Source organism: Paenibacillus sp. 32O-W (assembly GCF_007679495.1).
In the GTDB taxonomy this organism is placed as follows: Bacteria; Bacillota; Bacilli; order Paenibacillales; family NBRC-103111; genus Paenibacillus_L; species Paenibacillus_L residui.
Genome location: NZ_VEGP01000007.1, coordinates 16,215 through 29,518 on the forward strand (window position 1 = coordinate 16,215; position 13,304 = coordinate 29,518).

The 13,304-nt window shown below is 51.3% G+C and carries 13 protein-coding genes and 1 pseudogene; 12 read left to right on the forward strand and 2 right to left on the reverse strand.

What is annotated here, in order from left to right:
- Positions 1 to 20: 20 nt before the first annotated feature.
- The 8 genes from FS806_RS04410 to FS806_RS04445 all read left to right on the forward strand — a co-directional run bounded on the left by FS806_RS04410 (position 21) and on the right by FS806_RS04445 (position 8,948).
- On the forward strand, positions 21 to 1,601 hold the full coding sequence (locus FS806_RS04410; RefSeq protein ID WP_144933411.1) for an N-acyl-D-amino-acid deacylase family protein: 1,581 nt from the start codon (positions 21 to 23) through the stop codon (positions 1,599 to 1,601).
- 18 nt (positions 1,602 to 1,619) lie between these two features.
- Positions 1,620 to 2,828, forward strand: a complete 1,209-nt coding sequence (locus FS806_RS04415) for an aminotransferase class V-fold PLP-dependent enzyme (protein ID WP_144933412.1) — start codon at positions 1,620 to 1,622, stop codon at positions 2,826 to 2,828.
- Complete coding sequence (locus tag FS806_RS04420; RefSeq protein ID WP_144933413.1) at positions 2,809 to 3,828, forward strand: Gfo/Idh/MocA family protein; 1,020 nt, start codon at positions 2,809 to 2,811, stop codon at positions 3,826 to 3,828. Before FS806_RS04415 ends, FS806_RS04420 begins: the two co-directional genes overlap by 20 nt.
- Before the next feature lie 57 nt (positions 3,829 to 3,885).
- On the forward strand, positions 3,886 to 4,902 hold the full coding sequence (locus FS806_RS04425) for a Gfo/Idh/MocA family protein (RefSeq protein ID WP_186328199.1): 1,017 nt from the start codon (positions 3,886 to 3,888) through the stop codon (positions 4,900 to 4,902).
- Entirely contained in the window at positions 4,899 to 5,861 is a 963-nt protein-coding gene (locus FS806_RS04430) for a Gfo/Idh/MocA family protein (protein WP_144933415.1), read from the forward strand. Before FS806_RS04425 ends, FS806_RS04430 begins: the two co-directional genes overlap by 4 nt.
- Positions 5,862 to 5,891: 30 nt before the next feature.
- Positions 5,892 to 7,070: a hypothetical protein gene (locus FS806_RS04435; protein WP_144933416.1), complete on the forward strand. Its 1,179-nt coding sequence runs from the start codon at positions 5,892 to 5,894 to the stop codon at positions 7,068 to 7,070.
- A 12-nt stretch (positions 7,071 to 7,082) separates the two neighbouring features.
- Positions 7,083 to 8,318 (forward strand): ROK family transcriptional regulator, encoded by a 1,236-nt coding sequence (locus tag FS806_RS04440; protein WP_144933417.1) that lies wholly within the window; start codon positions 7,083 to 7,085, stop codon positions 8,316 to 8,318.
- Between the two features lie 180 nt (positions 8,319 to 8,498).
- Positions 8,499 to 8,948, forward strand: a complete 450-nt coding sequence (locus FS806_RS04445; RefSeq protein WP_144933418.1) for a GlcG/HbpS family heme-binding protein — start codon at positions 8,499 to 8,501, stop codon at positions 8,946 to 8,948.
- Positions 8,949 to 9,197: 249 nt separating this feature from the next.
- Here FS806_RS04445 and FS806_RS04450 read toward each other — a convergent pair whose 3' ends face one another.
- Positions 9,198 to 9,815 (reverse strand): histidine phosphatase family protein, encoded by a 618-nt coding sequence (locus FS806_RS04450; RefSeq protein WP_144933419.1) that lies wholly within the window; start codon positions 9,813 to 9,815, stop codon positions 9,198 to 9,200.
- 573 nt (positions 9,816 to 10,388) lie between these two features.
- Here FS806_RS04450 and FS806_RS04455 point away from each other — a divergent pair.
- A complete protein-coding gene (locus FS806_RS04455; protein WP_144933420.1) occupies positions 10,389 to 11,354 on the forward strand; it encodes a carbon-nitrogen hydrolase family protein in 966 nt (321 codons plus the stop codon).
- A gap of 33 nt (positions 11,355 to 11,387) precedes the next feature.
- Here FS806_RS04455 and FS806_RS04460 read toward each other — a convergent pair.
- Positions 11,388 to 11,945 (reverse strand): annotated as a pseudogene (locus FS806_RS04460) (pyridoxal phosphate-dependent aminotransferase); the annotation flags it as partial.
- Positions 11,946 to 12,401: 456 nt separating this feature from the next.
- Here FS806_RS04460 and FS806_RS04465 point away from each other — a divergent pair.
- Genes FS806_RS04465 through FS806_RS04475 form a run of 3 tightly spaced genes read left to right on the forward strand, consistent with a single transcriptional unit; the run spans position 12,402 to position 13,280 of the window.
- Positions 12,402 to 12,668, forward strand: a complete 267-nt coding sequence (locus tag FS806_RS04465) for a cytochrome o ubiquinol oxidase subunit IV (RefSeq protein WP_144933421.1) — start codon at positions 12,402 to 12,404, stop codon at positions 12,666 to 12,668.
- Positions 12,669 to 12,715: 47 nt separating this feature from the next.
- Entirely contained in the window at positions 12,716 to 12,856 is a 141-nt protein-coding gene (locus FS806_RS25625) for a hypothetical protein (protein ID WP_186328200.1), read from the forward strand.
- Between the two features lie 25 nt (positions 12,857 to 12,881).
- Positions 12,882 to 13,280 (forward strand): FixH family protein, encoded by a 399-nt coding sequence (locus FS806_RS04475; RefSeq protein WP_144933422.1) that lies wholly within the window; start codon positions 12,882 to 12,884, stop codon positions 13,278 to 13,280.
- The last annotated feature ends 24 nt before the right edge of the window (positions 13,281 to 13,304 follow it).

Genomic DNA, 13,304 nt, shown 5'->3' on the forward strand with positions numbered 1-13,304 from the left:
CCCGGTATGGAGGAATCTTGATGAGCTTTGATGTTTGCATTAGAAATGGAATGATTATTGACGGAACCGGGAACGAACGCTACAAGGCGGATATTGTGATCAAGGACGGCAAAATCGCCGGAATCGGCAGCTTCCCCGACGCGGAGGCGCGTTACACGATCGATGCGAGCGGCCGCGTCGTCAGTCCCGGCTTTATTGATACACATGTCCATTCGGACGTGATGCTGCTGTGGGACAGGCAGCATGCTTGCGGATTATATCAGGGAGTCACGACCGAAATCCTCGGTCAGGACGGGTTGTCCTACGCTCCGTTATCCAAGGACAATTTGGAAATGTACTTTAAGTATTTGGGCGGATTGAACGGAACACCGGATATTCCGCTGGACTGGTCGACGGTAGAGGAATACCGCAGCAAATTCGACGGAACCGTGGCCATTAATACGGCCTACCAGGTTCCTCATGGCGTTCTGCGCCTGGAAACGGTCGGCTTCCGAGATGTGCCGCTAACCGGCGCTCATCTGGAGAAGGCCAAGCGCTTGCTGGCTGATGGAATCGATCAGGGAGCCGTTGCTTTCTCCACAGGCCTTAGTTATTTCCCGGGCTCCTATGGAGATACGCAGGAACTGATTGAGCTGTCCCGTGTCCTTGCGGAGAAGGACAGCATCTATGTCACTCATTTGCGCACCGTGTTCAAAGGTGAGAAATTCGATGCGATTCAGGAAGCGCTGGATATCGGATGGCAATCCGGCTGCAAAATCCACTATTCCCATTTCCGCACGGGGCCCAACAACGCGGGCAAGGTGGATGAGCTGATGGGGCCGATCGATGACGCCTACCAGAAAGGACTTGACGTCAGCCTCGAATTGTATCCTTATGCCTTCGGAAGCAGCACAGGCGTCATTCACCTGCCGCCTTGGACCGTGGAAGGGGGCTACGAATCGACCCTGGAGAGGCTGGCGGACAAGAAGCTGCGCCCGGCTATTGTGCGGGACATTCAGAAGGATTTCCCGAATATTGACGGCACTTTCTCCTACCTGCCTTCGGGCCGCAATGATGAATTGCTTGGATTAACGTTCCAGCAAGCGGCGGACTTGCGCGGTCAGACGGTGTACGAGGTGCTGTGCGACCTGCTCCTTGAAGAGAAGCTGGCTGTGGGGATCTTAGGGGAGCGTCCCGAGGACGAGTCTGTAGTGAAGCAAATTGAGGACGACCTGTTCGAGCTGCTGTCCCGCCCTTACTATATGGTAGGAAGCGATGCGATTTATCTCGGGCAGAACCCGCATCCTAGGGCATTCGGAAGCTTTCCCAAGCTGCTCAGGCTGGCCAGGGAGAAGAATTTCTCGCTGGAAGTGCTGATCAACCGGATGACTATGGTGCCTGCCGAGCGTTTCGGACTTAAGGACAGGGGGGTTATCTTGGAAGGGAAAGCGGCTGATCTCGTAGTGTTCGACGCGGAGACCGTCACGGATACATCCGTAGTTCAGCAGGCCAGAACAGGCCCGTCAGGTATTTCACACGTATTGGTTAACGGAGAAATTGCGGTGTGGGACGAGAAGGTTACCGGAGTATTCGCGGGCAGGGCGTTGCCGGTTATGCGATAAGGAAAGGGGAGCAGGATTATGCAATCATTCTATGACCGATTCGGGTTAAGAAAAGTAATTAATGCCAGGGGGCCGGCAACCGTATTGGGCGCATCGCGGGTCAAAGACGGCATACGGCAGGATATTTATGACATGCTCGGGCTGTCCGTGGAAATGTGGGAGCTGCAGAGAAGAGCGAACGAAGCGATCGTTAAGCTGACCGGCGCCGAAGCCGGTGTCGCTGCAGGCTGTACGGCCGCCGGGATGGCCATCAGCATCGCCGCCACGCTGACCGGAGACGATATGGGCAAGATCAAGGAGCTGCCGATTATCCGGGGGCCGAAGCATAAAGTAGTCATTCAGAAAGGCCATGTTATCGGAATCGGCGATACGCCGGCCAACCAATTGATAAGGCTGACCGGTGCGGAGCCCGTGGAAATCGGCGAGGCGCTCGATTGTGCCTCCTATCATCTGGAGGCCGCACTCACCTCCGATGTAGCCGCGGCCGTCTATGTGATGATGGATGTGTTTCCTCCCAATCTGCTGCCGTTCGATAAATTCGTGGAGATCTGTAAGTCCAAGGGTGTTCCCGTCATTGTCGACGCCGCTTACGACACCGATTTCCGCCATTCCATCGCCAAAGGGGCGGATTTGGTCGTTCACAGCGGGCAGAAATGGCTCGGGGGAGCGACTTCAGCTCTCGTCGCCGGGCGCAAGGATCTGGTACACGCCTGTTTCCTGCAGGAGTTGGGCATCGGGCGGCCGATGAAGGTGGGCAAGGAAGGCGTGCTCGGATTGATCTCGGCCATCGAGCATTGGCTGGCCAGGGACGAAGAGGCGATTATCCGGCAGCAGGAGGCGTTTGCCGAGCGTTTTATTGCGGCCATGGCCGAAGTTCCGGGTTTGACGGGGTCGATCAAGCGTACCCGCTTCTCGCCGTCCGTCAGAGTCGTCATGGAGATCGATGAAGAACAGACCGGGGTTCCGGCATGGGAGATCAACATGAAGCTGGGAACCGGCGATCCGGTCATTAAAATGGACGATTACGCCGTATACCACGGGAAAATGGAATTCGATCTGTCCTTTCTTGACGATGGGGACGAGAGAACGATCATTAAAGCTATTGCCTCTATTGTAGAGGAGAAGAAGAAGAACGGCGGCGCAGTTCGGCAGCCGGAGCCGATGAATCGTCTGGATCTACAGTATCACACATTGAGGCGGTGGTTGGATGACAACCCGAGGGCATAAGCTGCGGTTCGGACTGATTGGTTTTTCCCAAGGGTTCTACGCAACCACCTATACCCGGCACTTGGCGAAGCTCAAGGAGGTTGAAGTGGTTGCCTGCTGTGATCTGGGCCAATCACCGGAGTATGTGGAGGAGTGTGCGGGAACGACGGCAAGCCGGTTTTGCGAAGAGATCGGCTGCCGTCTGGTTCATCAGCCCGAGGAGCTGTTTGAGCTTGGCGTAGATGCGGTCATGGTCGCTTGTGAGGTATGGGAGCATGCGAAATACGCGGACATGGCGCTCCGGCATGGCTGCCATGTCTTCGTCGGCAAGCCGTTATCGCTGGAACCGGATGAAATCCGTTCCCTGATGCGGACGGCGGAAGCCGGAAGAAGCATCGTCCTGCCGGGCAACCCTCTGCGTTATGAGGGATCGATCATCTCCATAGCCGATCGGATTCGCCGGGGAGAGATCGGCCGGCCTACGAATTTGCGGCTGTTCATCCATCATGAGGCGATGATTCATCAGGAATGGGAGCGGGACCCTGCACGAAGCGGAGGTCCTCTCGGCACCTTCGGTGTCTATCTTATCGATACGGTCCGCTGGATGACCGGAGATGATTTGACGGAGCTTTATGCGGCGGGCGGACAATATGTATTCCGGCAAATCGGCACCTGGGATACCGTTCAGGCCATGGGCAAAACGTCGGGAGGCGCACTCGTGCAATTAAATCTTGTCTCCTCGATGGATTGGGATTTCCCGTTCTATATGCTGGACATTGTCGGAACCAAAGGAGTGATCCGGACCGATCACGACCGTTTCTCCTATGTTATGCAAAATCCGAAAACCGAGCTGGGTCCGATCCGTTATGATCCTATGGGAAGCCTGGAAATCGAGCATTTTCTGAACTGCTGTCTGGGAAGAGAGGAGCAGTGCATGACATTGGAGGATATGCTGCATGCGGCCAACGGAATCAAGGCCATGGAGCAGAGCATTCGGACCGGCCAGCCTGTTCTGTTGTAAGTGCATAACGGTAATGCACACTAAGAGCGAGCAAGATTGCAGAGGAGGAACTTCAGGGTGAAGAAGAGGATCATTATCATTGGTGCGGGCTGGGCCGGCCAGCATCACGCCCGCGCGGTATACGAGCATCATGACACCGAGCTTGCGGCCATTATCGACCGGGGGGAAGAAGCGGCGGGAGCATTGGCACAGAAGCTCGGAGGCGTCCCTTATTATCAGTCGCTGGAGGAGCTGGAGCGGCAGGGAACCGGCTACGATGCGGCGGTCATCTGCACATTGCCGGATACCCACGCTTCCTTCTGCAAGGCGCTTCTGCAACGCGGCAAGCATCTGTTCTGTGAGAAGCCGGCCGGCAAAAACTCCGGCGAAATCGCCTGGCTGCTCGCGCTCTCCAGAACAACGGAGGCGATTGCGGGCGTCAACTACAACCAGAGATACTCTCCTTGCTACCGGAAGCTGAAGGATAAAATCAGCGGCGAGAAGCCGCATTTAATCGCCATATCCATGCAGCAGCAGGGCCCGGTGAAGCAGTCCGACCTGGCCCATCCTTACTTTATTGTGACGGATTCCTGCTGCCATATGATTGATACCTTAAGGTATATTAACGGGGAGATCCGCAGCGTCTATGCTGTCGGCAAACGGATTGACAGCGAAATCCTGTCCGACGTGGCCGTCAGCCTCGAATTCCGCAACGGCAGCATCGGAGTCATGACCCATACGTTCGTCGGCGGCGTCCATGAAAGCCAACATCCGTTCCAGCATTTCGAGCTGTCTACGGACAAGGCCAGGTATGAGGTGACGAACATGCTGGAAGGTCTTCACACCTATCCTCACCATTCGATGGAAAGAACGACCTGGTCGCCCTCCGTCTTCGAAAGCTGCAATTATGCGGAGACGCTGAAGAGTTCGATTCACGCTTGGATAGAGAGCTTGACCGGTTCTTCACCGGCACCCGTCGACCTCCTGGATGCCTACCGCAATGCATTGGTTGTCGAAGCCTGCATTAAATCTCTGGAAACCGGACTGAGAGTTCAATTGCAAGATGATATTGAGACAGGGGGCGGGTTAATATGAAGAAAATCGGCTTTATTGGCTGTGGCGAAATTGCCCATATCCATGCCGCATGCATACTGCGGCATGGAGGAACGGTTGCCGGAGGCTTCGATCTTGCGGAGTCTTCGGCCGGCAAGCTGACTGCAGCTTACGGAGGAAAAATCTACCTCTCGGCGGAAGAGCTCTGCGCGGACTCTGATGTCGATGCCGTCTATATCTGCACCCGGCATGATTCGCATGTTGCCTATATCGCGATGGCCGCGGGCCATGGCAAAGCCGTCTTCTGCGAGAAGCCGATCGGGCTTCGGCTGGCGGATGCGGAACAGGCAGCGGACATTGTCGCGAGCAGCGGCATCCGTTTCGCAATGGGATTTAATCACCGTTACTCTCCCGGAATGCAGAGATTGAAACGATTTATTGACCAGGCCGGATCGAAGGTCGATGCTCTGAATGCCCAATTCGTTACGGCCCCGTTCATGCAGGGATGGGCAGGGGGCGCTGAGCAGGGAGGCGGCGTTTTTGTCTGTCTGGGAAGTCATATATTTGATCTGGTCCATTACCTAATCCCGGGCGAGATTCAAGAGGTCAAGGCGGTTTCCTCCCGGATCCGGCTGGGCCCGGAATATGAGGATGACGCTTTTGCGGCGATTCTGATGACAGAGGCCGGGCAAATGCTGACGCTCAATGCCCATGAATTCGGAAATGCTTCTTATTCCACCGATCCCGGGCACCGCATCAATACCATAACGGTATTTAAAGGTCATGAAGCGGCTTCCGCAGGCACCGGCCATTTCGAAAGCTTCTCTGCCGGCGGAAGCACGATGGAGCGGTTTCCGGCAGATCATTTGTCTTTATGGGGATACTCCGAGCTTAACCGCAGATTTTTGCTGACCTTACAAGGAAAAGCGGTGGAAATTCCGGGAGTGGACGCGGGCTTGTTCGCGGCCCAACTTATCGAACGCTGTAAGGAAGGCTTATAAGATAGATCCAACATGGCGGAGGTAATCGTTTTGAACAAAAGAACCATTTTCATATATGCATGGGACTTGCTGGATGAAGGGATCGAGCCTGTACTGAACAAGTTGAAGGAAATGGGTGTAACCGGCATTGCGGTGACGGCCGCCTATCATTCCGGAAAGTTTTTGCTGCCCCATAATCCGCATAGAAAAATATACTATCACCCTTACAGTTCCGTATACTATAATGTAAATACTACCAAATATGGGCAGCTCCTGCCCCGGACGGGGGAAGCATTCGAGCAGCACCGCAGCGCGTCGCGAGGAACGGGTGCACCCGGAGACTTATTGACATTGATATGTCATCACGCCAAAGCACTTCAGATGGAAGTTTACGCATGGGTTGTAGGCTTCCACAATTCATATCTCGGAGAGGCCTTCCCTGAATTTACGGTTCGCAATGCGTTCGGGGAGTCTTACCGGCATGCCTTATGTCCGGCGCACAAGGAAACGCAGCAGTATGTGAAGGCAATCCTTTCGGATTTGGCCGAAGGCTATGATTTAGACGGCTTTGTGCTGGAATCATTCGATTATCCCGGTATGCTTCATGGCGACCATCATGAGTTGGTCTGCTCTGCCCGCAAGGATGAGCTTGAACGGCTGCTGGGGCTTTGTTTCTGTAATCAATGCATGGCCAATGCCCGGGCTGCAGGAATAGATGCGGACCGGTTCCGGCAGGAAATCGCACATGCGGCGGAAACGGTGGCCAACAGCCGGGAGCCCGTAACTGCGACGTCTCTCCCTCAATATATGCAATTCATTCAAATGAGGGAAGACACGGTGGACGCTGTTTTCGCACAGTGCCGCAGTATCGTTGACGGCTCCGGGAAGCCTCTGCAGATGCTTAGCACCCTGTGGATGGCCTATGGAGCCGAGCCGGGACTGTATGGCATGAATCCACGAAGGCTCGACCGGTATATAGATCAATGGGTAGCCTGCTATCCGTCTTCCGCTGAGGATACGGTACCGTTCGTGGACAGAGCCCTGCAATCCGTCCCGCGGCATAAGCTGGCGGCAGGCGTCAGAATGATCGAGCCTGAAATCACGGCCCCGGAACATCTGGACGGCTATTTGAACGCTTATGCCAAAGCGGGGGTTAACGATTTGTTTTTCTATAATTACGGCTTGGCGTCCAGAGAAATAGTCGAGCGGCTTGGGATAAGCCTCGAATAAAGAGGAGGACACATGGTCAAATTTGCCAAAGCGGGTGACCAGAGGTTTCTGCAAACTTTAAACAGAACGCTGGTCTTGAATACTATACATCATTTTAAGACGATATCTCGAATCGATATAGCCAAAAAAACAAAATTGAGTCAAAGCACCGTCTCCAACGTGGTGGATGCCTTGGAGAAAGAAGGCTACATTGTCGAGGTCGGAACGGGCAATTCGACCAAGGCGGGAGGCCGGCGCCCAACATTGCTCACCATAAACGCAGCCGGCGGATATATGGCTACTCTTGCAGTCGTCACGGAAGCTTTTCATATTACGCTGCAGGTCTGCCTGTTCGATCTGCATCTGACGATGGTGGACGAGCAGGAAATAGAGGTCAAGGAAAAAGGCGCGGAGTTAGTCGAAACGATCAAAGCTTGCGTCCACAGCTTCCTTCAGAAGCATGCCGACAAAAATATTATCGGCCTCGGGTTTTCCATGCCTACGGTATTGGACCGGGCAGGCGTCGTATATAGAGGACACTTGTTGGAATTGGAAGATTACCCGTTTGAGGAAGAGATGCGCAAAGCGTTCCCGTCCTTGTTTCTCGTTGTGGAGCAGGAACAGCATGCGGCCATTCTCGGGGAGCGTGCGATCGGTCCGGCCAAGGATGTTAATAACCTTATCTATGTGACGGTGGGCAGGGGGATCGGATCCTCGGTCATCGTCAATAACGAACTGATTCGTGGAGAATATGGCGGGGCCGGAGAAATCGGGCACATGTCCATTAATAAATACGGCCCCAAATGCATATGCGGCAAGAAAGGCTGTCTGCGCTTGTACGCAACGGAGCTGGCCTTCATTAATAAAATCAATGAGGCTGCCCAGAACGGGTTTCCGCTGCCCCCCAAAATCTACAATTCTGTGCTGGATCAATGCAATATCCGCGAAGTGTATAATCTGGCGATGGAGGGGGATGAATTTTGCAGAGAAATGCTGACCAGCTTGCTTGACGATCTGTCCATCGGCTTAAGCAATTTAATTTACCTGATCAATCCGAAGATGATTATCATTGGCGGAAATTTATTGTTTGCCAAGCCTTTCGTGCTTCCTTATATTACGGACAAGCTTAAGGAAATTATGGATTCACCGACTGCGGATATAGAAATTGTTGGAGCCGCCCTGGGTAATAAATCATCGGTTTACGGAATGGCCTCATTAATTCTGGATAAGCATTTTTTGAAGAAGGAATTAATGTTTCACAGTGCGTGAGCGATGGACAACGAAGAGGCCCCTTCATTTTTTTGAAAATACAGCGATTAATTCAGGCGGGTTTGCGTGGTTACGTAAACCCGCCTGTTTGTGCTGCGACGGGGTCCGGGCATAACCATGATTCACCGATTCTGGGTCAGTGTCATATGTTGTAGCAGTATGGGGAAGGGGGGTAAAAGCTTGGTAAAGCTTACTTTAGAGACCGCGAAGAGATTACTGGCAGCCGCCGAACAAAAATCCCGCCAGATGGGACTCTCCAGCAATATAGCGATTGTGGATGACGGTGGGAACCTGGTTGCTTTTCAGCGTATGGATAATGCTCGAATTGCGGGAATCGAAATTTCGAAGAATAAGGCTTGGACGAGTGTAAGCATGCAAATGCCGACGGCAAATTTGGCGCAAACCGCTCAGCCGGGTGGCCCTACGTTTGGTATAAATACCACGAACTTTGGCAGAATTGTTATCCTGGGAGGAGGCATTCCATTAGTCAGTAACGGACATATTGTTGGCGGTATTGGCGTAAGCGGAGGGACCAGCGCCCAAGACATCGAAATTGCCAACGCGGCGGTTCAAGCCTTCGAGGGGAAGGTCAACGCTCGTATTGGGTCCTTGCAGCAGTCATACAGTTAATCGGGGGCAATGGACGTTTCAGCATGACGGTCATGACCGACTGGTAATCCTTAGATTTTCCGCCGGAGGGCAACCAAGAGGATGATACGATTAGCAGGGGAGCTTTCGACTTTGAACTCCTTGAACATTCGCCTGGTTGCCCAACGCTGTCATAGCGGAAATTTCGGAGAAACTTGCATCCTATTTTCGTAAAAAAGCCGCATTAAGGTTTGCTACAGAACGCCCTGAAGGGTGAGACAGCCTTTTCATTTATTCTCGGTAATGAGAGATGTCCCCGTACAGATCTACTATCGGTCTGCCGTCATCCATTGTAATCTTACATAATGCAGTAGGATAGATGTCGGGCATGCTTGCTATTTCATGAAGCTTTTTATGCAAAAAATGACTCATGACCGCTTTCAAAGTAATTCGGTGAGTAACAATAAGCACCTGCTCGCCTTTATGCTCTGTCAGAATATTTTCGATGACGGGGAGTGTTCTTTCCAGTAATTCTGTATAAGTTTCTCCATGACCTGCGGGCCTGTATACATGCGGCTCATTGAAAAATTGATCATATTGAAGGGGATATTGCTGCTGAATGTGTTCTATCTGTCGGCCTTCCCACAGCCCCATGTTAATTTCCTTAAGTGAATCATCCTCCAAAATATCCAATGAGCGGTTTCCCAGGAGAATTCGGGCTGTGTTTAGCGCCCTTGGACTGGTACTGGAATAGATCGCATCCAAATGGATATTCTCCAAACGTTCCTTTAGCCATCCGGCTTGCTGAATACCGTATTCGGTTAGAGGGGAATCTTTATGCCCTTGCATTTTCTTCTGCAAATTCCATTCCGTTTGACCGTGACGGGTTAAGTACAGAGTTGTTTTCATTGTGGAAAGCCTCCGATCGATGTGCGATTGAAACTATGAATCATTTTCCCATGTCTACTTTTATCAGGTTAGTCCCCTTCTTGGCCCTCCATTTCCCCTATATTATTGAGTTCAACATATTCATTTTTATGAATGTAATGCATTTCCTGCAAAAAGTAACCACCCAATTGGATAGCAATAGGAACAATCCGCTTTAACCGCGAAGTGGTTGGCGCACAATAGATGGAAATGGATGGTTACTAACGGATTCATAGCTGCTATATTGGAGTTGAGCTGGGGGTAAGATAAAAGGGACTGTTCATTTAGAACATCCGAATTATATATAGACTGATGATTAGGAATTCTAGTACTGCTACTAAGTTTAGGGGGGATTTCAATGGAAGTGCCAGCGGGTGTGTGGATTATATCGGCCGTAGTCACTTTTATCGTCTGCTATATCACTTTCTGGATCACGAGGAAGGCCTACTCCAAAAAATGGGAAGATGATGAATAGCATTCAAAAAAGAGCTTCAACCGTCTATTGGAGAAGATCGTAAATCTCCAAAATAAATCTAACTTTGCGAGGAATGGTCGATGAGAAATCGTAATATTAAGGCAGCCGTTGTTCAGTCCGCGCCTATCCTGTTCGATAAACAATCGGCCATGGACAAGATTGCAGCCATGACGAGAGAGGCGGCCGGCCAAGGGGCCGAATTGATTGTTTTTCCGGAGGTGTTTCTTCCGGGTTATCCGCGGGGATTAAGCTTCGGTACGCGAGTCGGAAGCCGCAATGACGGCGGGAGAACAGACTGGGGACGCTATTGGGCGAACGCAATCGAGATCCCGGGTGCCGAAATCGAAACTATTGGCGAATGGGCCAAGGAGCTGGGAGTTTATCTAATCATTGGCGTTGTGGAGCGGGATCAGGAATTCAGCACCGGAACGCTATATAACTCAATGGTATACATCGGGCCGGACGGGCGTCTAATGGGGAAACACCGCAAGCTTGTTCCGACCGGTTCCGAACGACTCTTGTGGGGACAAGGGGACGGCAGTACGCTTACGGTTATCGATACTCCCGCGGGAAGAATCGGCGGTTTGATCTGCTGGGAAAATTACATGCCGCTTGCCCGAATGGCCATGTATGTACAAGGCATAGACATTTATGTTGCTCCGACGGCGGATGCCCGGGATACGTGGCAAGCGACGATGCGGCATATCGCCTGTGAAGGCCGCTGCTATGTCATTTCCTGCAATCAGTTTGCAACCAAGGCCTCTTATCCTGCCGATTTGGCTTGCTATGAAGATATTAGGGAAGACGAGGATATTCTATGCAGAGGAGGAAGCGCCATCATAGGACCGCTTGGCGAATATGTCGTCGAGCCGCTCTATAACCAGGAAGGCATTCTGGTGGCCGATCTGGATCTTACCCGGGTTACCCAAAGCCGGTATGATTTTGATGTTGCCGGTCATTACAGCCGGCCGGATGTATTTCAATTGATCGTTAACGATAAAAAACAGGAAATTGTAAGAACTACAGACATGAATACATTGGTTTAAAATGAGACACGATCTTGGGTCGTGTTTTTTTGTTGTCTGTATTAGGTGATGCAGGACCGATTTCGGCAGATAGGTGCCGGTAGGGTTGTTGGGAGAACAGAGACAAATCATTTTGGTTCGTTCTGTCACCGCTTCTATAATCGCATCCAAATCGAAAGAGTATTGTTCTCCGAGCGGTACGAAAATGACGCTCGCCCCCATAAGATGCGCCCCGAATTCATACTCGCTGAATGACGGAGAGAGTACGATGATTTCATCGCCGGGCTCCAGGAATGTCTCGGAGATGAGTGTAATCAGTTCATCCCCGCCGTTTGTAAGGATGAGCTGCTCCGGTTTCATGTCCAGTTTGGAGGCAATTACCTGCTTCAATTTCAACGCACCTGCATCCGGATAACGGTGAATGTCCGCTAAAGAGCGTTGTACGGCTTCCAATGCTTTAGGAGAAGGTCCCAATGGGTTTTCGTTAGACGCCAATTTAATGACTTGCAATAAGCCAAGCTCGATCTGAAGCTCCCAAATCGGCTTTCCCGGAGTATAAGGGCGGATATTTTGTATTGTCTTCCTTGCTGTCACTTTCATATTTTCAGACATAAGCAATCTCCTCGCAGTATTAATATTCCTCGACTAGTCCATTCATTTCAAATGTAAATCTTCTTCCAGGTTTAGTAACCATCCAATTCCTTGTCTTTGGACCAGTCCGGTGCCCATAAATCCATCTTGCCTGCCGTTATCTTGTTCGGCAATGCACTAAGGTTGAGCTCTTCATTTTCTATGGGGGGCATTTTCTTTTCCACAGAAAGTTTATATGGCTCCGTTGGGTGCTTTTTTTATGGAAAGGAGATTCGTCAATGGGTAAATATTGCCTATTTTGTTTCATTTTATTGAACATGGTCGGTTCATTGACTTCGGTATCGGTTGGTGACAGATATCACATTCACCCTTAAAGTAAGGCGTGATGATATACCCGCAATTCGATAGGAGATGAGAAAGAAATGAAGACCCCCAAAGCACTCCGCCGGTTGGCTTCCTGGTCCAGGATTTCTATATTTGGGGGATACAGGTTTCTCCATTATTTTGACGATCATTCCCGTTGCAGTCGCCGTATACGGCTGGCTGGAGGGGATGGCGAACACAATCGTTCTGATGACGGCAGCCGTGCTGCAGTTCGTCGTTCAACTGATTTATTTCATGCATCTGCGGGAGGAAAAAAAGCCTCGTTACAACCTGGTGACCCTGATTCTTGGTCTGTTCATTTTACTTCTTATCGTTATCGGCTCCATGTGGATCATGATGTTTAATATGGTGGCAACATGAGCCGGTCTTCCGCAAGTTTATCGGCTTCTGACAGGAGGAAGGAGGTGATGATCAAAGATTGGATTCAATTGACCAAGCCGCGAATCCTTCAATTGAATCTCGTTACCGCCTTTGGCCGGTATTGGTTGGCTTCCCGGAACTTCGTCTTGCTCATCCTGATCTTGGACACCGCCGGTAGTTCATTTTAATAATAAAAATTTGGAGGGATCGTTTATGAAAAAAACTAGTTTGCTGCTGATTGGTCTTATGTTTATCTTATTCACCGCAGCCTGCACAAATAGCGATATTGCCGAAGATTCCGGGCCGCTTCAGGTCGAAATAAAGACGGTTCAGGACACTCTGCAGCCGGGACGGGCCATTCTTATTGACGCATCTGTTACTCAGGGCGCGGAAAAGGTGACAGATGCCCAGGAAGTCAAGTTTGAAATTTGGAAGAAGGATCAAGCAAAACATGAGACGGTCACCGCGAAGCATTGGCAAGATGGAACTTATCGAATCAAAACGATGTTCCCGGAAGACGGCATCTACTATGTAGTTGCTCACGTTACGGCCGGAGATATGCAGGCCATGCCGAGAAAAGAACTGGTTGTGGGGAAAGTAATAGCGAGTTAATTTGGCTCGCCTTGAATGAATGTA

Bases quoted from the DNA above. Each gene is read 5' to 3' on its own strand.
- FS806_RS04420 (WP_144933413.1), top strand. From the start codon at position 2,809: ATGACAACCCGAGGGCATAAGCTGCGGTTCGGACTGATTGGTTTTTCC.
- FS806_RS04430 (WP_144933415.1), top strand. From the start codon at position 4,899: ATGAAGAAAATCGGCTTTATTGGCTGTGGCGAAATTGCCCATATCCAT.
- FS806_RS04475 (WP_144933422.1), top strand. From the start codon at position 12,882: ATGAAAAAAACTAGTTTGCTGCTGATTGGTCTTATGTTTATCTTATTC.
- FS806_RS04440 (WP_144933417.1), top strand. From the start codon at position 7,083: ATGGTCAAATTTGCCAAAGCGGGTGACCAGAGGTTTCTGCAAACTTTA.
- FS806_RS04455 (WP_144933420.1), top strand. From the start codon at position 10,389: ATGAGAAATCGTAATATTAAGGCAGCCGTTGTTCAGTCCGCGCCTATC.
- FS806_RS04410 (WP_144933411.1), top strand. From the start codon at position 21: ATGAGCTTTGATGTTTGCATTAGAAATGGAATGATTATTGACGGAACC.
- FS806_RS25625 (WP_186328200.1), top strand. From the start codon at position 12,716: ATGATCAAAGATTGGATTCAATTGACCAAGCCGCGAATCCTTCAATTG.
- FS806_RS04415 (WP_144933412.1), top strand. From the start codon at position 1,620: ATGCAATCATTCTATGACCGATTCGGGTTAAGAAAAGTAATTAATGCC.
- FS806_RS04450 (WP_144933419.1), bottom strand. From the start codon at position 9,815: ATGAAAACAACTCTGTACTTAACCCGTCACGGTCAAACGGAATGGAAT.